This is a genomic window from Bradyrhizobium sp. USDA 4504 (genome assembly GCF_054063995.1).
Genome location: NZ_JBSSGV010000001.1, coordinates 7584460 through 7603582, shown reverse-complemented (window position 1 = coordinate 7603582; position 19123 = coordinate 7584460). Strand labels below are relative to the sequence as shown.

Below are 19123 nucleotides of genomic sequence, written 5' to 3'. Positions count from 1 at the left end.
CGCGCCTGCGACGCGACGACGCTACTCGCGTCAGGCGTGATACTGGCCGCCGTTCACCGTCAGCGTCGAGCCGGTGATGAAACCGGCATCGTCGGCGGCGAGGAACACCACGGCCCGCGCGATCTCTTCGGGTTCGCCGAGCCGGGCGACCGGAATCTGCGGGATCACGTTCTTCTCGAGCACGTCCTTCGGCACCGCCTGCACCATCTCGGTGTTGATATAGCCGGGGCAGATCACGTTCACGGTGATGCCGCCCTTGGCGTTCTCCAGCGCCAGCGCCTTGGTGAAGCCGATGTCGCCGGCCTTGGCCGCCGAGTAGTTGACCTGGCCGAACTGGCCCTTCTGGCCGTTGATGGAGGAGATCGAGATGACACGGCCGAACTTGCGGGCGCGCATGCCCTCGATCACCTGGCGCGTCATGTTGAACAGCGAGCCGAGGTTGGTGTTGATCACGGCATTCCACTGCTCGACCGTCATCTTGTGGAACGCGGTATCCTTGGTGATGCCGGCATTGTTGACGAGCACGTCGACCGAGCCGAGATCGGCCTCGACCTGCTTGACGCCAGCCGCGCAGGCGTCGAACGAGGCGACGTCCCACTTGTAGACCGGAATCCCGCTCTCCGCCTTGAACTTCTCCGCCGCGGCGTCATTGCCGGCGTAGCTCGCCGCCACCTTGTAGCCCGCCGCTTTCAGCGCCTTGCTGATCGCAGCTCCAATACCGCGCGTTCCGCCCGTCACCAATGCAACACGTGCCATGTCCGTTTCCTCCTTGGCCGTCTTTCATAACCGGATAACTCCGGCCTACGCACTCACTCAACAAAGCGCGATGAGATCAGGTTGAATTGTCATCGCGCTTTGGCTCCCTTTTTTGAGCATGGTCTTCTCGGAAAACCGCTTCACACTTTTCCGGATCATGCTGTCGAAACAAAAATGCCCGGCGCAAAGCCGGGCATCTTATTTATCAGCTCGCTTCGCGGTTGACAGATGATCTTTTCATCACCTAACCGGCCTCGCTGCCTTTTGTTCAGTCGCGTGCAACGCACATAGCGATGCCCATGCCGCCGCCGATGCACAGCGTCGCGAGGCCCTTCTTGGCATCGCGCTTCTGCATCTCGTGCAGCAGCGTCACCAGCACGCGCGCACCCGACGCGCCGACCGGATGGCCGATCGCGATCGCGCCGCCATTGACGTTGACCTTGGCCGGATCCCAGCCGAGGTCCTTGTTCACCGCGCAGGCCTGCGCGGCGAACGCCTCGTTGGCCTCGATCAGGTCGAGGTCGGCGATGTTCCAGCCGGCCTTCTTCAGCGCGGCGCGCGAAGCGGGGATCGGGCCGGTGCCCATGATCTTGGGGTCGACGCCGGCCTGGCCCCATGACACGATGCGGGCCAGCACCTTCTTGCCCTGCTTGGCGGCTTCCTTGGCGGTCATCAGCACGACGGCGGCGGCGCCGTCATTGATGCCCGAGGCGTTGCCCGCGGTCACGGTGCCGTCCTTCTCGAAGGCCGCGCGGAGCTTGGCCATCGCGTCGAGCGTGGCGCCGTGGCGCGGATACTCGTCGGTGTCGACCACGATATCGCCCTTGCGGGACTTGATGGTGACCGGGACGATCTCGTCCTTGAACTTGCCGGCCTTCTGCGCCGCCTCGGCCTTGTTCTGCGAACCGACCGCGAACTCGTCCTGCTGCGACCGGGTGATCTGGTATTGCTTGGCGACGTTCTCGGCGGTGTTGCCCATGTGGTAGCCGTTGAAGGCATCCCACAGCCCGTCCTTGATCATGGTGTCGATCAGCTCGAGCCCGCCCATCTTGACGCCGCCACGCAGATATTGCGCGTGCGGGGCCATGCTCATGGATTCCTGGCCGCCGGCGACGACGATCGAGGAATCGCCGTTGAGCAGCGCCTGGTAGCCGAGCGCCACCGTGCGCAGGCCCGAGCCGCAGAGCTGGTTGACGCCCCAGGCCGGGCTTTCCACCGGGATGCCGGCCGCGATCGAGGCCTGGCGGGCCGGGTTCTGGCCCTGCGCGGCGGTGAGGATCTGGCCCATGATGACTTCGGAGACCTGACCGCCCTCGACGCCGGCACGCTCCAGCGCCGCCTTGATGGCGATGGCCCCGAGGTCATGGGCCGGCGTGGTGGCGAAAGCGCCGTTGAAGCTACCGACGGGGGTGCGGGCGGCGCTGACGATGACGACATCGTCTGACATGGACATCTCCTATTGGTTGTAGCTGGGTTTCTCGACGGCGGGCGGCCGATTTGGCGGGCCTGTCTCTTGACGGCTATCCTGTAAACCTCGTTGAGACATGTCAATCGCACTGTCGGGCAAATCGCGCCGCGACGCACTCAAAATGACGCCCTTGGCACTTTCCTGAGCAAATCCTATGCTTTGGAATTAACCGCACAGCACAAAACTGTAGCCGAACCGCTTTGAAAATGCTTACCTTTGCTGCGATGCGTTGCATTTTGCCCTGCGGCGATGCCGTAGGGTTCCAGGTTCTTCGGTGTTGAAGTGAGAGCCCATGGCAAAATCTGAACAACCGACCACGATCAAGAAATACGCGAACCGGCGGCTCTATAATACCGGGACGAGCACCTATGTCACGCTCGAGGATCTCGCGGCGATGGTGAAGGAAGGCGAAGATTTCCTCGTCTATGACGCCAAGACCGGCGACGACATTACCCGCTCCGTGCTCGCGCAAATCATCTTCGAGCAGGAAAACAAGGCCGGGCAGAACCTGCTGCCGACCACTTTCCTGCGCCAGCTGATCCGCTTCTACGGCGACAGCATGCAGATGGTGGTGCCGAAATATCTCGAACAGTCGATCGAGACGCTGACCAAGGAACAGGAAAAATTCCGCAAGCAGATCGCGGGCGCGCTGAGCGGGACACCGTTTGCGCCGCTGGAAGAACAGGTCCGCCGCAACATGGAGCTGTTCCAGCAGACCTTCTCGATGTTCAAGCCATTCGTGCCGCAACGCGGTGGCGGCGAGGCCGACAAGGCGCCGGAGCCCACGCCCGATGACGGCAACATCGACGATCTTCGCCGCCAGATGAAGGACATGCAGGAACGCCTCGAGCGCATGTCGCAGCCGACGAAGAAGGACGAGTAGGTCTCGTTCAGGTCCGCTGCCGGCCCGGCCGGACCTCCGGCCGCCATCACTTCTGAAGTCCTGACGGCGGCTCTCGCCGACGTCGGGCGGTCTCCGTCTGGTCGAGCATACCCTCGCGGGCGCGTCTATGCAGGCCGGCGGCAGACGAGATCGATTTCGATCAACGCATCATAGGCGAGACCGGTGACGCCGACGCAGGTGCGGGCCGGCAGGCGGTCGGACGGGAAATAGCGGCGATAGGTCTCGTTCATCGCCGCATAATCTTCCTTGAAGCGCGTCAGATAGATGCGCGACATCACGATATGCTCGAGGCCGAGATCGAGGCCCGCAAGCACCACGCGCAGATTCTCCATCACCGCGCGGGTCTGCGCCACGATGCCCTCGGGCAATAGGCCGGGTGCGGCCGGCGTATCCGGCATCTGGCCGGTGACGAAAACGAAACCATCCGTCTCGACCGCGTGGCTGAACGGCGCGACCGGCTTCGGGCCGCCGGATATCATGTGAAATTGCAACGACGTCTCCTCGCCTGCTCTCTGATGGATCATGATGCGTTTCTACGGAATCGCATCATGATCTCATGTCTTTGTTCGAGCACGATCTTTCATGCTCTAGTGTCCCGAATCCGAAGTTCGCATCATTTGCCGCACCTTCGGAGCGAACTTCGGATTCGATAAGGACACTAGCAAACTTATGATTCTAGTGTGCTTTATCAATGCGAAGTTCGTGAAAGTGGCTGCCGCGAAATCGCACGAACTTCGCATTCAGCACACTAGTTTTGCGGCGCGTGATCGAAGACGCGCTTGCTGAGAATGGCATGGACGCCCCAATTGCCGTCCACCACCTGCGTCACGCCGAAATCCACCGCCACCGACATCAGCGCGATCGCCTCGTCCTCGGTAAGGCCTTTGATGTTCATCAGGAAGCGGCGCATCTTGCGGAACGCATCCTTCATCGCGAGATCGAGCGACGAGGTCGCGTAGACCTCGCTCTGCCCCTTGGCGCCGAATTCGGCGAGATAGTTGGGATGACTGAAGCCCATCAGCACCCAGTCGGCTTCGGTCTCGATCAACGGATAGGTAAGATCGGCGAAGGGCTGATTGGTAAGCTCGTTCTTCTTGTGCAGGATGACCTGGAACGTGCCGGTCATCGAACATTCGATGGCGGTGCCGCCGAGTTCGCCGTCACCCTGCGCAGCATGGGGATCGCCGACTGACAATAGCGCGCCCGGCACCGACACCGGCAAATAGACCGTCGAGCCCTTGCCGAGCCGCCAATTGTCGAGATTGCCGCCGAAATATGCGGGCGGGACGGAATCGACAAGCTCGGCCTCGCGCGGCGCAAGCGCGATGACTCCGAAATGCGGGCGCAGCGGAATGCGGATGCCGTCGAGCACGTCGTGGCGGCGCCGCACCGATGACGGCGGGATCGGGATGCCCGGATAGTCGTAAGTCTTGTGCAGCGTCCCGAACGGATCGGTCTGCGGCTCCCAGCGATAGGAATACAGCGCACGGGCATGCGGCGCGTCATCGTCGTCGACGATCTCGTAGATCGTCACCGCCTCATGGGCGTTCTGCTCGGCAAGGAACTCCTTGTAGTGATAGCCCCACCAGGCCGCGACGCTGCTGCCGAACACGCGGCCCTCGAAGTCCGGATTGCGGCTCGCGCGCGGCGCGATGTCGAGGATGCGGATTTCCAGTACGTCCCCTGGCTCCGCATCCTTCACGGCCACCGGCCCGGTGCAAATGTGAACGCCGAATCCCTCACCGGCGCCGCGGCCGTAGATCGAGGCATCGAGCGGGCCGGCGCCGCGGCGATCGACGTTCTTCCGATCGCGCGTCCAGTGGAACACGCTCTCCGCGCCTGGATCACCCTTGATCATGCGCTCGGGATCGTCGGAGGCGTGCTGGGTCAGCGTCTCAATGGTGATGGTGTCGCCGGAGCCGATCTCGACCTGCGGCGGCAACGAATGGCTGAAATAGCCCCAATGCACGCGCGAGGCATCCGCGGCGAGATGGTGATGGCGCGGCGCGTCCGCGATCTCCACGTCATGGGCGTTGAACGGCGCAGCCGTCCTGCGCACCAGCGCTGCGCGCCGGCTGCACATTTGCGCCAGCGCCTGTTGAGGCCAGCCGCGTTGCACCGTGGCCGCGGATGCGGTCTGCCGCTCGGCTTCATGATGGCGGAATTCGCGCGGCGACAGACCGAAGCGCTGGCGAAACGCGCGGCTGAAATGGGCAAAGTCGTTGAAGCCGACGCGGAACGCGATCTCGGAAATCGAACGATGCGCCTCGGCGGGATTCGACAGATCGGCCCAGGTGCGCTGCAGCCGACGTTCGCGCAGGTAATGCGTGAAACTGGTGCCGGCCCCCTCGAACAGCTTTTGCAGATAGCGTTCAGAAATGCCCTCGGCACTGGCGATTTTGACCGGCGTCAGATCGGGTTCCTCGAGGCTGCGTTCGACGGTCTGGCACAGGCGATGCAGCGTCGCTGCCTTGGAAGCGCCGCCGCCGCGATCGCCCGCCGTCTCGCCGTGCTGACGCATGAAGGTCGGCAGCAGATCGGCGAGACTTCGCGCCAGCGCCGTCCATTCGACATCGGACAGCGCGTCGAGATCGCGCGCGGCGAGCTCCATCATCTGCGCGAATACGCTGCCAAAGCCGCCGGGCTGGAGCACCCGCACCTCGCCGCCTTGCAACGTGGCGCGATGGCGATGTGCCGGTTCGGACGTCACCGACAGCACTACCGCGCGCATCTCGCGCTGGAACGACACGCTCCAGTCCCCTGCGCGTGGCAGCAAGAGAAGATGCCGCGCAGCAACGATCTGATAACCGGTGGTCGTCTTCAGCGCCACCCCGTCTTCGAGCGGCAGCAGCACCAGCGGATGATCGGCCACAGCATCCGTGCGCGGCGACACCGATTGTTGCCCTGCCGAAAGCCTGGCCAGCGTCACGCCCTGAAAGCTGCGCCGCACCGCGATGGCATGGCCGGCATGGGTGCTCGTGGCGACCGTGGGCTGCAAGCCGACCGACGCCAGGACGTCCCGCCACGCCTCGGGGCGGTCGCCTTCGGAATAGGATTCACTAGTGAACGGACGCAACCTCATGCATCGACCTTTATGGCCGAAGCGAAGCAATCTCCGTGCCATCCTCAAGGATGACACGTCCTGCTCAGCGGCCGGCGCGTGATCAGTCACACCGGAACACGTTCTTGCGGATGGTCCCGTGCACGCCCCAATTGGCGTCGACCACCTGCGTCACGCCAAAATCTGCCCCCACCGACATCAGCGAGATCGCCTCGTCCTCGCTGAGCTTGTGCACCGTCATCAGGAAGCGCCGCATCTTGCGAAAGGCGTCGCGCATGGCGCGGTCGAGGCTGGAGTGATTGGCGATTTCGAGCTGCGCATTGGCGCCGAGCTCGGCAAGATAGTTCGGGTAGGTGAAGCCGTAGACCGACCAGGCGTCGGGGGTTTCCAGCATCGGATGCGTCAGTCCTTCGAGCTGTGTGCCGCCGAGATCGCGATGCTTGTGCAGGATGAATTCGAAATCGCCGGTGAGCGAGGTCTCGATCGCAGTGCCGCCGAGCTCGCTGTCGCCTTGCGCGGCATGCGGATCACCGACCGAAAAGAACGCACCGGGCACCGCAACCGGATAGAACATCTTGGCACCCTTGCCGACGCGCCAGTCGTCGATGTTGCCGCCGGTATAGCTCGGCGGGATCGAGGAGACGAAATCCTGCTCAGACGGCGCGAGGCCCATGGTGCCAAAATGCAGCCGCGCGGGCACACGGACATTGCTCAGAACATTCTCACGCTTGACGACGGTGGCGTGATCGACGCGGACGCCGGGATAATCGATGGTCGGGTGCACGATGCCATCAGGATCGGTCTGCGGCGTCCAGACATAGTTGTAGACCGCTTTGGCGAAAGGCTCACCCGACGCGTCGAGCTCGAAGATCGTCACCACTTCGCGCGGCTTCGGCTCTTCGATCAGGTCGTGATAGTGAAAGCCCCAATTGGCCGCGACGTTGGAGCCGAAGCATTTGCCGGCATGGCAGGCCTTGCAGGCCGGCCTCGGTCGCACGTCGAGAATGCGAACCTCCAGCACGTCGCCCGGCTCGGCGCCTTCGATCGCCACCGGACCGGTGAGCAGGTGCACGCCGACGCCTTCGCCGGAGCCGCGGATGAACGGCCCTTCGATGGGCCCCGAACCGCGCCGCACCACCGCCTTGTGCTCGCGCGTCCATTTGAACACGCTCTCGGCACCCGGATCGCCCTCGATCATGCGCTCGTAATCGTCATTGGCGTGATGCGTCAGCGTCTCGATGGTCGCGCGGTCGCCGGACTTCAGCTTCAATGCCGGCGCCACGACCTTGCTGAAATAGCCCCAATGCACAGTCTTCGCAGATACCGGCAGCAGATGATGTTTCACGCAGGGGTCCTCACGCGGATGGAAACGGAACGGGTTCTATTCATGCGACCTCGGCCTCCATGGCATTGAGGAAACGCTGCGCGACCGGATTGCGCGGATTGCTCAGCACCTCGTCGGCCGGGCCTTCCTCGACGATCGCGCCATCCGCCAGCAGCACCACGCGATCAGCGACTTCACTGGCGAAGCGCAGTTGATGGGTTGAGATGATCATGGTGAGGCCGTCTTCCACCGCGAGGCGACGGATCACTTCAAGGACCTCATTGACGAGTTCGGGATCGAGCGCGGAGGTCGGCTCATCCAGCAACAGCACGCTGGGATTCGGCGCGATCGCACGGGCGATGGCGACGCGCTGCTGCTGGCCACCGGAGAGATGCCGCGGCAACGCATCGGCGCGGTGGCTGAGGCCGACGCGCCCGAGCAGTTCGGTCGCCCGGCGATCCGCATCGATGCGCGACACACCATGCACCCAGCGCAGCGGCCCGGCGATGTTCTCCTTCGCGGTGAGGTGACCGAACAGGTTGAACTGCTGGAACACCATACCGACACCGACCTCGGCGCGCGCCTGCGCCAACAGTCGCGGCGACAGCGCCTTGCCGCTATCGCTGAAGCCGAGCCGGCGACCGCCGACCTTGATGCTGCCGTCGTTCCAGAGTTCGAGATTGTTGATACAGCGGAGCAGCGTGCTCTTGCCGGAGCCGGACGGCCCGAGCAGGGCGACCACCTCGCCGATCCGCACCGTGAGATCGACGCCGGCGAGCACCATTTGCTTGTCATAGCTTTTGCGCAATGCGGCAACATCGACCGCCACATTGTTCCGCTTAAGGATCTCGTTGCGTTTGGCGCGATCGACACGCTCGGTCTGCGCCCGCGGCGGCGGCAATTCGGCGACACCGGCATCGGGCAAGATCTCGGGCGGCGCGTCCTCGGCCGCAATCAACGGATCATCGAGTCCCTGCGCGCGATACCCCGGCATCATCCGCATCAGCTTGATCTGCTTCGATGCGCGGTCGAGATCGAACAGCCATTCGAGGAACAGCTGGATGCCGGCGATCGCCGCGGTAAGGAACAGATAGATCAGGCCCGAGGCGAAGAAGATCGAGAAGAAATCGAAAGTTGCCGACGCCATCTGGGTCGAACGCAACGTCAGCTCCTGCACGGCGATCACCGACGCCAGCGAGGAATTCTTCAGCGCGCTGACGGTCTCGTTGCCGAAGGCGGGGATCATCGAGCGGATCGCCTGCGGGGCGATGATCCGGCGCATCAGGACGCCGGGCGTCATGCCGAGCGCCTGCCCGGCCAGCACCTGGCCGCGATCGACGCCGAGCACGCCGGAGCGCAGCATCTCGGCGATGAACGGAGCTTCGTTGCAGGCCAGCGCGAGGCCGGCGGCGAGAATGGCCGGTAGCTTGATGCCGATCTGCGGCAGGGCATTATAGGCGAACACCATCTGCAGGATCAGCGGCGTGCCGCGAAAGATCACGGTGTAGACCCGGGCGAAGGACGCCAGCGCCCTGAAGCGGCTGAGTTGCATCCACGCCAGGATCACACCGAGGATCAGGCCGCCGAGCAGACCGAGGGCGGTGACCTGCAAGGTCGCCTGAATGCCCTCGATCATATACGGCATGGTCAAATAGTGGAGGAACAGCTCCATGGAGCATGTCGTCCTTTTGCCGGTGCTGGGGCCTACTTGACCGTCAGCAGACCGGGCTCGATCAGGTTCTCCGGATCGAGATTCCACTTCTTCAGCAACGCGAGCTGATCGCCCGATTTGTAGATCTCGGTCAGCGCCGCCTTCACGGCATCGCGGAAGGCCGGTTTGTCCTTGGGCACGCCGATGCCGACCTTGTACGGGATCGTCACCGCGATAGCTTTTTCGAGCTTGTCCGGATAGGCCTTCACCGCATTGTCGACGGTGTTGACGTCGTTGACATAGGTGTCGGCGCGTCCGGCCAGAATCGCCTGGATGCAGTTGGCGTTGTTGTCGTAGAGCTGAATGGTCGGCTCAGGCTTGCCCTCCTTCTTGCACTCCGGCACGAGCGCCTGGATCAGCGGAACTTCAACGTAGCCTGTGTTCTCGGCCGCTGCCGCACCGCACATCGAGGTGTTGATGCCGGAGATCTTCTTCGGATTGCCCTTGGCGACCAATACGCCGTCGAACACCTTCGAATAGGTGATGAAGTCGGCCGCCTTGGCACGCTCTTCCGTGGCGTAGATGTCGGAGATCACAATGTCGGCCTGACCACTGGACAGCGTGGTCAGGAGTGCGGCGAAGGTCACCGCCTTGTAGGTCAGCTTGAAGCCGAGGCATTCGCCGATCTGCTCGCCGAGATCGATATCGAAGCCGACATATTTGCTCGGATCCTTCGGATCGATCGACTCGTAGCCCGGCGTATGCGGATTGATTGCGTTGACGAGGGTCTTGCCCTTCCAGTCCGGATACTTTGCCTGCAGCTCCGCACAGGCGGCCGGCGCAGCTGCCCTGGCGTCGGTTGGAGCACCGACGCCCACAACGAGCAATGCCCCTAACGCTGCGATGTGCATGAGTTTGTACGCGCGCGGAAAAGATAACGTGACCATTCGATCCTCTTTCGACGTTGTCATGGCGCAAGCCACGGTCCAAACCTCGAAGAAGTAAACGGCGGTCTCCGGCGGAAAACTTGTCTGGGGACGCACAATTAATTGGATGAACTCCCGCCAAACCTTGGGCAGGACGCGCTCATATTTTGAGCAATCCCTTTCGCGGGTATCACGACCGATATTGTGAAACGGCCTATGGCCGCTTCAGCCCGTGGCGGGCACGGGCTTCTCCGCCGACGCGTTCCACGGGCGGTCCGGCGAGGCGAGGCCGATCAGGCGGCCCTGGATGAAGTCGCAGCCCCATTCGCGCAGCATCACGGCGGCTTCCTCGTCCTGCACCCATTCGGCGACCGTCTTGATCTCGAGGCGGCGGGCGAGATCGATCAGCGTCTGCACGAAAGCGCGGTCGTCGGCCGAACGCACGATGTTCTGCACGAAGGCGCCGTCGATCTTCACGATGTCGACGCCGAGCTTGCGCAAGTTGCGGAACGAGGTGTAGCCGGCGCCGAAATCGTCGATCGCGATCCGGCTGCCGAAGTTCTTCAGGCGCGTGACAAAGCCGCGGACGTCGTCGATATCCTGGATCGCCACCGTCTCGGTGATCTCGACGATCAGCCGCTCGCCGACGCCGGGATGCGCGCGCATCAAAGATTCGATGGTGGCCCACCAGTCCGGATCCATCGTGGTGTCGGGCGAGATGTTGAGGCTGAGCTGTACGCCGGGAGCGGCAGCGAGCTCGGCGATGGCGAGCTCCAGCACACGGTGATCGACCAGCCGGATCAGGCCGAGCCGCTCGGCGACCGGCACGATATCGGGCGCGAGCAGCGCGCGGCCGTCGTCCTGCTCCATCCGGACCAGGCACTCGTAGAACGCGGGCTGCCGCAGGCGCGCATCGACCACGGGCTCGAAGCCGATCACGATGCGGCGCTCGTTCAGCGCGGTGACGATCTCGTCGGTGACGCGGATGTTGACGCGGCGCTGGGCGTCGCGCTCGACATTCGGCTTCCACAGCGCGAACGATCCGGCGCGGCGGCTCTTGGCCGCATCCAGCGTCTCCTGGGCGCGATTGACCGCCTCCTCCGCCGACCTCGCATGGCGCGGAATGGTGACGGCGCCGATCGACACCGTCACCGACACCGGGCCGGACTTGGTCGGCACCACCTCGTCGCGCACCGCGGCGAGGAAGCGCTCGGCCGCGACATTGGTATCGTCGACGGTGCAGTTGCGCAGGATCAGGCCGAACTTGTTGCCGGAGAAGCGGCCGAGCATGTCGCCGCTGCGCAGCCGCGCACGAATCCGCTTCGCGACCTCGGCGATGACGGCGTCGGCGACATCGAAGCCGAAGGCATCGTTGACCCGCGCGAGGTGATCGATGCCGATCAGCATGAAGGCGCAGGAGGAGCGGAAGCGCGCGCACTCCTCCATCGTCTCGGCGAGCGAGGCGATCAGATGGGTGCGGTTGAGCTCGTTGGTCAGCGGATCGTGCCGCGACAGCTTCAGCAGCTGCTCGTCGCGGGCGTGCCGTTCATTGTTGATGCGGACGACACCCTGCACGCGCGCCGGCCTGCCGTCGGCGCCGGCAAACCAGCAGCCGGTCTCCTCGATCCAGATCACCGGCGCCGAGGTGACGGCCCGCACGCCATATTCGATCCGGTAGGGAACGCCCTCCCCGCCGCGTACCGGCGCCGGCGCGGACTGGCCCAGCGCATCAGTACGAACCGAGCGCGATGGCTCGATCAGCTTTGCAAGCTCGGCACCGCTCGCCAGCGCCGCGACCGGGATATCCGGGAAGACCGCCGCCACATTGTCGCTCCAGGCGATCGCATCGCTCGCGAGGTCCCAGGCGAATGTCGCTTGGCCGAGCGAGGCGAGGATGCTGGCAGCTGGCGGGACAGGGAGCATCGAACATGTCTCGATTTGGGACGGCGCCCGGTGATTCTACACGCTCTCAAGATAGTGGTTCCGGCGAATCCAACGCTAGGTGAAGTTGATAAATAATCTGGAAACCACGTTTTCGACTGTCCGGGAACGAACTGGGGACGGCGGGCATGACCCTTGCCACAGGGGTGTTGCGGAGGGCCGCAACGTCCCAAACTATGACGCTCCAACGGGTCGCAGACGATGCCGGATATCGATCAATCGGAAATCCTCGACGGCGATGCTGCGGCGGCCAGCACGGCGCTGGTGCCGCTGGCCGCGACCACCCATTGGGCGCCCAAGATCCCGCTGCCGCATGCCGATCCGTCGTTTGTGGCTCACCTGATCGCGACCGCCGCACACGAGCCGCAGACGCGCGGGCAGCGGCGTGGGTCATTGGCCGACGCGCAGAGCGCTTACGGCCCGCATGTCGACGAACGCCGCAGCGTGGCGCGGCGGACCCGGCAGATCATCTAGGAAAATATCAGCGCTGCGGCGTGTCCGACGGCGGATGGCCGCCCGGCTGCAAATCCGGCGAGGTCACCGTCGGCTTTGGCGCGGACTGATCGAGCAGCACGGATTCCGCAACCGACGTCGCCGAGGGGACCGGTGCGGCCGGTGGCGGCGCGGCAGGCGTCGGTGCTGCGACAGGCGCGGGCTCAGGCCGGGGTGCCGGCTCCGCTACGGGTGCAGGTTGCGGTGCCTCAGCTGCCGCAGGGTGCGCCCTGCCGGCGCTGGGCGCCGGTGCGACCACCGCACGGCGGCGGGTGCGCAGCGCAATTCCGGAAATGAAATCGACCAGCGCCAGCAGCGTGAGCAGGCCATAGGTCGAGTTGCCGAATTTCGGCCAGAGCACGAATTCGGCAGCGGCGGCGCCGAACACGATCAGCGACAGCAGATGGTCGGTGAGATATTTCGCGCCGGGGCGCGCGCCCTTGATGACCTCGAGCAGCAACAGCAGTACGGCGGCGGCGAGCAGCATGTCGCTGAGCGTGATCTGCCACTGCTCGCCCGACAGCAATGTCAGCCTGATCAGCGGGTCGGTGAACGACACGCCGGGCATCAGGAAAGCGATGATGTTGTAGACCGCGAGCGGAACGAGCAGCAGCGGAAAACCGACCATCGGGGCTTGCGCCTTATTCAGGGAGAACCAGCAATGCGGCGATGCTCATTGGCCTCGCCGCGGACGCGCCCGTCTTGGCCGCACTCGTTGACCGAATTCAGGCGCCGCGCCGCATGGCTGCGGCGCGTAGGCCGAATGTCCGATCAGGACTCTTTCTTGGCCTTCAGGACCTGGCGGCCCTTGTACATGCCGGTCTTCAGGTCGAGGTGGTGCGGACGGCGCAGTTCGCCGGAGTCCTTGTCCTCGACATAGGTCGGGGTCTTGATCGCATCGGCCGAACGGCGCATGCCACGGCGCGACGGCGAGGTTTTTCTTCTGGGAACGGCCATGACGGTGTCCTCTAGGGGTGTTGCGGAGGCATCGTCCGAAATGGGGACGAGCGCACAGCGCTTCAAAGCGCCAGCTGCGATGCCGGTAAGGCCGCGCTTATAGAGGAAGGCACTGCGTAAAGCTAGGGCCGGAGACAGCAAAAAGCGTCCGAAATCGGCCTCAGGAGCCGCGATTTTCGCGCCAGCAGCGCGTCACGGAGTTGGCCCGGACCATATAGGTGGCGGACAGCCTGCGGACCCCCGGGCCGGGGTTCCGGGCGCTCCTCTTGACCGGATTCGGCAGGATCGCGGCCAAAAGCGCGGCCTCGCGGGCTGACAGCCCAGCGGCGGACCGGCCGAAGGCATATTGGGCGCCGGCTTCGGCGCCGAACTGGCCGGACGGGCCCATTTCCGCGATATTGAGGTAGATTTCCAGGATCCGCTGCTTGGGCAGCACGAGATCGATCCAGAGCGCCAGCGGCAGTTCCAGCCCCTTGCGGATCACGCTGCGGCCGGACCACAGGAACAGGTTCTTGGCGACCTGCTGGGTGATGGTCGAGCCGCCGCGGGCCACCTCGCCATCCTCGGCGTCGTCGAGCACCTCGCGCAGCGCGCCCCAGTCGATGCCCCGATGCTTGCAGAAATGAGCATCCTCCGAGCCGACCACGGACCGCACCAGATAAGGCGACATCGCGCCGAAATCGATCCAGTGCCGCGTCACCGGGGCCCCGCGCAGGGTCCGCCACGCCATCAGCGCCGAAACCGGATGGCCGGTGCGATAGAACGGCGCCACCAGATACGGCAGCAACAGCAGCGCCAGCAAAAGCAGCAATAAAATTCGGACGATGCGCAAAACAGGGGTTTCCGGGGAGGACCATTCCAGGAAGGATTTGGGACCCGCCCGCCAGAACACGGCCGGCGCCGTCGACGTCTGCGGGATAATTCACGGTTTTTCCAGCACTTTTAAGGCGCATTCCGTCGCAGGGCGGGAATTGACGAAGCCGATGCCATCAACGATTGTCCGGCCGAAAATCGATCTGGAGCAATTCTTCTGGAGCAATTCTTAATGACGACCGGTACTGCAGAGTTTTCCAAGCGGCTGGACCAGACCGCGGAGGATACCGAAGCCCTGCTCGCCAAACTGCTGTCCGACGCGACCGAAAGCGATGAGATCGTGCGCCCGAAGCGGCTGATCGAGGCCATGCGCTATTCGAGCCTCGGCGGCGGCAAGCGGCTGCGGCCGTTCCTCGCGGTCGAGAGCGCGGCGGTGTTCGGCATCCCACGCGAATCCGCGCTGCTGGTCGGCGCCGCGCTGGAATGCATCCACTGCTACTCGCTGATCCACGACGATCTGCCGGCGATGGACAATTCCGATCTGCGCCGCGGCCGCCCGACCCTGCACAAGGCCTATGACGACGCCACCGCAATCCTCGCCGGCGACGCGCTGCTCACCATCGCCTTCGACATCATCACCCGTGATGCGATCCACAAGGACGCCCAGGTCCGCCTGCTGTTGACCCGCGCGCTGGCGCGCGCCTCCGGCGTCGGCGGCATGGCCGGCGGCCAGATCCTCGACCTCGCCGGCGAAGGCCGCTTCGGCGACCGCGAGCCGGTCGATGTCGCGCGCCTGCAGCAGATGAAGACCGGCGCGCTGCTCCGCTTCGGCTGCATCGCCGGCGCGATCCTCGGCCAGTCCTCGCAAAAGGAGTACCAGGCGCTCGACGATTACGGCAAAGCGCTCGGTGAAGCCTTCCAGATCGCCGACGATTTGCTCGACGTCGAGGGCGACGCCGCCGCGCTCGGCAAGCCGGCCGGCGCTGACGCCGCGCTCGGCAAGACCACGTTCGTCACCCAGCTCGGCATCGATGGCGCCAAGCAGCGCGTCCGCGATCTCCTCGCGCGTGCCGACGCCGCGCTGTCGGTGTTCGGCGACCGAGGCGACGTGCTGCGCGCGGCCGCCCGCTTCGTCGCCGAGCGCAAGAACTAGCCGAGAGCACAGCGCGAAATGAACAAGGAGATCGACGACCGCCTTGTTCGCTTCCGCAAGCTGCCGCTGCCGGTCCGCGTCGTCGTGGGCCGGCCGCGCACCTTCGGCTCGATCGCTTTCGGTATCCTGGCTGCGCTGCTGGTGCCGGGAGCACCGCGCATCGTCACGCGCCTGCTCGCGGGCTGGGATGCCTTCGCCGCGCTGTATCTCGTGCTGGCCTATGTGATGATGCTGCGCTGTGGCGTCGCCCATATCAAGCGAAGCGCCATCCTGCAGGACGACGGCCGTTTCCTGATCCTGCTGCTGACCGCGTTCGGCGCGCTGGCGAGCCTCGCCGCCATCGTGTTCGAGCTCGGCGCATCAAAGGGCAGCCCGGCCGGACTGGCGCTGGCAATCGTCACCATCACGCTGTCATGGGCCTTGGTGCACACCGCGTTCGCGCTGCACTACGCCCATGAGTATTACCGAGGCAAGACGCCCGGCGGATTGCAGTTTCCGAGCGGCGACGAACATGCCGACGCCGATTACTGGGACTTCGTCTATTTCTCGTTCGTGATCGGCATGACGGCGCAGGTCTCAGACGTCGGCATCACCGACAAGATCATCCGCCGCACCGCGACCGTGCACGGCATCATCTCGTTCGTGTTCAACACCGCGCTGCTCGCCCTGATGGTAAACATCGCCGCGAGCGCGATCTAGTCGCGCCGCCTGATGAGATGCCGTGCGCAGGGCGGTCGGCAAGGGCTACAAGCAGCACGCCGATGACGTCGTGCGAATTTATTCCCCGCCTTGCGTCACGTGCTCCTGATATTGCGGCAGATCGTCCGATATCGCGTACCACGGCGCCTTGGAGCCGACGAAGATATGGGCGGTCGGCCGGATCGCCGGCGCATCGCGCAGCGTACCCATCGCGACATGGACATAGGCGCCGCCGCGGACCTGCGAATAGAGCAGCGAGCCGCAGCGGCCGCAATGCGCGTCGTGGGTGAGCTCATCGCCATAGATCAGGAGCCCATCAGCGCCGCCGACCACGGTGAATTTGTCGCGCGCGATTCCCGCGAACGGCTTGAACGCCGATCCCGTGGTGCGCCGGCAGTTCGAGCAGTGACAATTGAGCGCATAGGCAAACGCGTCGGCCACCTCGTAGCGCACGTCGCGGCAGAAGCATTCGCCGGTCAGGATATGTTCGTTCGAATTTGCAGATGCGGTCACAACTCGTCCCTCACGCAGAATTTTGTCGCCGGCCATGGCGCAATCTAGCGGTTCATGGCTAAATCCTAGCATTGTGTCTCTGACAGTCCATTCCGTCATTCCGGGGCGCGACGAAGTCGCGAACCCGGAATCCAGAGGTTGTGGATCGAGATTCCGGGTTCTCGCTTCGCGAGCCCCGGAATGACACTGAGTGAATCACGCGTCAGAGACGCAACACTAACAGATCAAACCCTGCCGGGAGGACCAACCAATGAGCCAAGATCGATCCAGCGTCGAAAGCGTCGTGCAAACCTATTTCGACGGTCTCTACGAGAGCAATGCCGACAAGCTCGCCGAGGCTTTTCATCCGAGCGCCGATTTGCGCTGGGTGGAGAAGGGCGAGCTGAAGGTCCTGACCGTGCCGGACTGGCTTGCCCTGGTGCGCAAGCGCACCTCGGCGAAGGCCGAAGGCAAGCCGCGCGAGGATTTTATCGTCACCATCGACCGCTCCGACGACAACACCGCCTTCATCAAGGTGCGCTGCCAGCTGCCGCCGCGCTATTTCACCGACTATCTGGTGGCGATGAAGCTCGCCGACGGCTGGCAGATCGTCTCGAAGTCCTACCGCTACGACCTCAGGGATTGATCGATCGGGCGCAGCGCGCCCGCGAAGGCTTTGTGACACACCCTCCGCGGTCCGGCTCCGGCCGGACCGCATTGACTGGCACCGGTTTCCGGGCGAATTGAGCCCGTTATGGAAGCCAAATTTCAGATTTTTCTCACTTTGCTCGGCGTGCTGGCGGGAACCGCCCTGGTGGCGCGGCGGACCGATATCGCGCCCGCGATCCTGCTGCTGCTGGTCGGCATCGTGCTCGCCTTCGTGCCGGGCATGCCGTCGCTGGAACTGCCGCCCGAGCTGGTGCTGCTGGTGGTGCTGCCGCCGCTGATCTATTCGGCGAGCGTCGCGATGAGCTGGCGCGAGTTCAAGGCCAACCTGCGGCCGATCATCCTGCTGTCGGTCGGCTGCGTGATCTTCACCGCCTTCATGGTCGCGACCGCGACCCATTATCTGATCGGCCTGCCCTGGAGCATCGGCTTCCTGCTCGGCGCTATCGTCGCGCCGCCGGACGTGGTCGCCCCGCTGGCGATCGCCCGCAGGCTCGGCATGCCCCGCCGCATCCTGGTGGTGCTCGAGGGCGAAGGGCTCGCCAATGACGCGACCGCGCTGATCCTCTACCGCTTCGCGCTCGCCGCGATCACCACCGGGCTGTTCTCGCTGCCGAAGGCGACCGGCACCTTCCTCGTCATCGTCGCCGGCGAGATCGCGTTCGGCACCGCGGTCGGCTGGCTCAGCCTGCGCGCCCGCCGCCGCGCCAGGGATCCGCAGGTCGAGATCACGCTGTCGCTGATCACGCCCTACCTCGCCTACTGGATCCCCGAGCATTTCGGCGGCAGCGGCGTGATCGCGACCGTCGCCTGCGGCCTCTACATGAGCTGGAACGGACCGCTGTTGATCTCGGCCGCGACGCGCCTGCAGGGCATCTTCTTCTGGGACTTGATCATCTATCTGATCGAGGGCCTGCTGTTCCTCTTGACCGGCTTCCAGATGCGGTCGCTGTACGAGAAGTCGAAGTCGTTCCCGCTGCACGACATCCTCACCGCGACCGTGCTTGTCGCCGTCATCGTGATCGTGGCGCGCTTCGTCTGGGTGTTTCCCGGCACCTATCTGCCGCGCTGGATCAGCCGACGCGTGAGCGAGCGCGATCCGCTGCCGTCGTGGCGGGCGGTGTTCGTGGTCGCCTTCACCGGCGTGCGCGGCGCGGTCTCGCTCGCCGCGGCGCTAGCGCTGCCGCTGACATTGCCGAGCGGAGACGCCTTCCCGTATCGCGACCTGATCCTGTTCGTCGCCTTCGGCGTGATCTTCGTGACGCTGGTCGGGCTCGGCCTCACTCTGCCACCGGTGGTGCGCTGGCTCGGCCTCGCCAGGGACGGGCGCAGCGAGCACATCGCCGAGCACGAGCAGGAGATCGCGGCGCGGCGCGAGGCGCTGAACGCCGCGCTGAAGTCGCTCGATGCCATCACCGACGACCGCGAGCTTTCCGACGAGGTGATCAAGCTTTTGCGCTCACGGCACGAGATCCGGATCAACCAGCTGCCCGACTCGCTCAATCCCGACACGCACGACGTTTCCGCCACCGGCACCGAGCTGACGCGGGAGCTGATCGCCTCCGAGCGCAAGTTCATCCACATGCTGCTGCGCGACGGCAAGATCACCGACGAGACAAGGCGCCGGATCGAGCGCGACCTCGACCTCGAGGAAGCGAGCCTCGCCAACCGCGAGTATCGCAGGATTCCGTTGTAGCGCGTGTAGCGCGCGGTATCCCTCCCCACGTCGTCCCGGCGCAGGCCGGGACCCATAACCACCGTCGCTGGCTTGGCGAAGGTTCGGGCCACAGCGCATCTCAACAATATCCAACGGTGGTTAT

The 19123-nt window shown here is 64.5% G+C and carries 18 protein-coding genes; 6 read left to right on the top strand and 12 right to left on the bottom strand.

All coding sequences use genetic code 11. The annotated features are described in order from the left end of the window. Window positions 1–30: 30 nt before the first annotated feature. Window positions 31–756, bottom strand: coding sequence for an acetoacetyl-CoA reductase (phbB, locus tag ACVMB1_RS35600; RefSeq protein ID WP_076824700.1), 726 nt, complete (start codon window positions 754–756; stop codon window positions 31–33). Window positions 757–1024: 268 nt separating this feature from the next. Then, window positions 1025–2203 carry an acetyl-CoA C-acetyltransferase gene (locus ACVMB1_RS35595; protein ID WP_076824763.1) on the bottom strand — a complete coding sequence of 393 codons (1179 nt, stop codon included), beginning with the start codon at window positions 2201–2203 and terminating at the stop codon, window positions 1025–1027. A gap of 313 nt (window positions 2204–2516) precedes the next feature. Between ACVMB1_RS35595 and phaR the strand changes: the two genes are divergently transcribed. After that, window positions 2517–3107 carry a polyhydroxyalkanoate synthesis repressor PhaR gene (phaR, locus tag ACVMB1_RS35590; RefSeq protein ID WP_057015574.1) on the top strand — a complete coding sequence of 197 codons (591 nt, stop codon included), beginning with the start codon at window positions 2517–2519 and terminating at the stop codon, window positions 3105–3107. Window positions 3108–3232: 125 nt separating this feature from the next. Here phaR and ACVMB1_RS35585 read toward each other — a convergent pair whose 3' ends face one another. The 6 genes from ACVMB1_RS35585 to ACVMB1_RS35560 form a co-directional block, all read right to left on the bottom strand. Continuing rightward, window positions 3233–3619 carry a RidA family protein gene (locus tag ACVMB1_RS35585; protein WP_076824761.1) on the bottom strand — a complete coding sequence of 129 codons (387 nt, stop codon included), beginning with the start codon at window positions 3617–3619 and terminating at the stop codon, window positions 3233–3235. A 257-nt stretch (window positions 3620–3876) separates the two neighbouring features. Further along, window positions 3877–6210, bottom strand: a complete 2334-nt coding sequence (locus ACVMB1_RS35580; protein ID WP_456849697.1) for an acetamidase/formamidase family protein — start codon at window positions 6208–6210, stop codon at window positions 3877–3879. 82 nt (window positions 6211–6292) lie between these two features. Beyond that, on the bottom strand, window positions 6293–7534 hold the full coding sequence (locus ACVMB1_RS35575; RefSeq protein ID WP_076824697.1) for an acetamidase/formamidase family protein: 1242 nt from the start codon (window positions 7532–7534) through the stop codon (window positions 6293–6295). Between the two features lie 40 nt (window positions 7535–7574). Beyond that, window positions 7575–9185, bottom strand: coding sequence for an amino acid ABC transporter permease/ATP-binding protein (locus ACVMB1_RS35570; RefSeq protein WP_057015577.1), 1611 nt, complete (start codon window positions 9183–9185; stop codon window positions 7575–7577). A gap of 32 nt (window positions 9186–9217) precedes the next feature. Next, window positions 9218–10111, bottom strand: coding sequence for an ABC transporter substrate-binding protein (locus ACVMB1_RS35565; RefSeq protein WP_076824695.1), 894 nt, complete (start codon window positions 10109–10111; stop codon window positions 9218–9220). A gap of 204 nt (window positions 10112–10315) precedes the next feature. Then, on the bottom strand, window positions 10316–12013 hold the full coding sequence (locus ACVMB1_RS35560) for a putative bifunctional diguanylate cyclase/phosphodiesterase (protein ID WP_076824693.1): 1698 nt from the start codon (window positions 12011–12013) through the stop codon (window positions 10316–10318). Window positions 12014–12232: 219 nt separating this feature from the next. On the opposite strand from ACVMB1_RS35560, the gene ACVMB1_RS35555 reads away from it, so the two are divergent. Beyond that, the gene (locus tag ACVMB1_RS35555; protein ID WP_076824691.1) at window positions 12233–12505 is read left to right on the top strand and encodes a hypothetical protein; all 273 of its coding nucleotides are present in this window, start codon (window positions 12233–12235) and stop codon (window positions 12503–12505) included. A 7-nt stretch (window positions 12506–12512) separates the two neighbouring features. On the opposite strand, the gene ACVMB1_RS35550 is transcribed toward ACVMB1_RS35555, so the two are convergent. From ACVMB1_RS35550 to mtgA, 3 genes are all read right to left on the bottom strand, one after another. Beyond that, a complete protein-coding gene (locus ACVMB1_RS35550; protein WP_076824689.1) occupies window positions 12513–13151 on the bottom strand; it encodes a hypothetical protein in 639 nt (212 codons plus the stop codon). A 143-nt stretch (window positions 13152–13294) separates the two neighbouring features. Continuing rightward, a complete protein-coding gene (gene rpmF / locus ACVMB1_RS35545) occupies window positions 13295–13480 on the bottom strand; it encodes a 50S ribosomal protein L32 (RefSeq protein WP_021077536.1) in 186 nt (61 codons plus the stop codon). 160 nt (window positions 13481–13640) lie between these two features. Further along, a complete protein-coding gene (gene mtgA, locus ACVMB1_RS35540; protein ID WP_028337347.1) occupies window positions 13641–14312 on the bottom strand; it encodes a monofunctional biosynthetic peptidoglycan transglycosylase in 672 nt (223 codons plus the stop codon). Between the two features lie 213 nt (window positions 14313–14525). Here mtgA and ACVMB1_RS35535 point away from each other — a divergent pair, with 213 nt between their 5' ends. Both ACVMB1_RS35535 and ACVMB1_RS35530 read left to right on the top strand, forming a co-directional pair. After that, window positions 14526–15446: a polyprenyl synthetase family protein gene (locus tag ACVMB1_RS35535; RefSeq protein WP_076824685.1), complete on the top strand. Its 921-nt coding sequence runs from the start codon at window positions 14526–14528 to the stop codon at window positions 15444–15446. Window positions 15447–15464: 18 nt separating this feature from the next. Continuing rightward, on the top strand, window positions 15465–16145 hold the full coding sequence (locus tag ACVMB1_RS35530) for a DUF1345 domain-containing protein (protein WP_076824683.1): 681 nt from the start codon (window positions 15465–15467) through the stop codon (window positions 16143–16145). A 78-nt stretch (window positions 16146–16223) separates the two neighbouring features. Here ACVMB1_RS35530 and ACVMB1_RS35525 read toward each other — a convergent pair whose 3' ends face one another. Continuing rightward, a complete protein-coding gene (locus ACVMB1_RS35525; protein WP_076824759.1) occupies window positions 16224–16658 on the bottom strand; it encodes a GFA family protein in 435 nt (144 codons plus the stop codon). Window positions 16659–16908: 250 nt separating this feature from the next. On the opposite strand from ACVMB1_RS35525, the gene ACVMB1_RS35520 reads away from it, so the two are divergent. Beyond that, complete coding sequence (locus ACVMB1_RS35520) at window positions 16909–17283, top strand: nuclear transport factor 2 family protein (RefSeq protein WP_016847513.1); 375 nt, start codon at window positions 16909–16911, stop codon at window positions 17281–17283. Between the two features lie 108 nt (window positions 17284–17391). Then, entirely contained in the window at window positions 17392–18999 is a 1608-nt protein-coding gene (locus ACVMB1_RS35515) for a Na+/H+ antiporter (protein ID WP_076824681.1), read from the top strand. The last annotated feature ends 124 nt before the right edge of the window (window positions 19000–19123 follow it).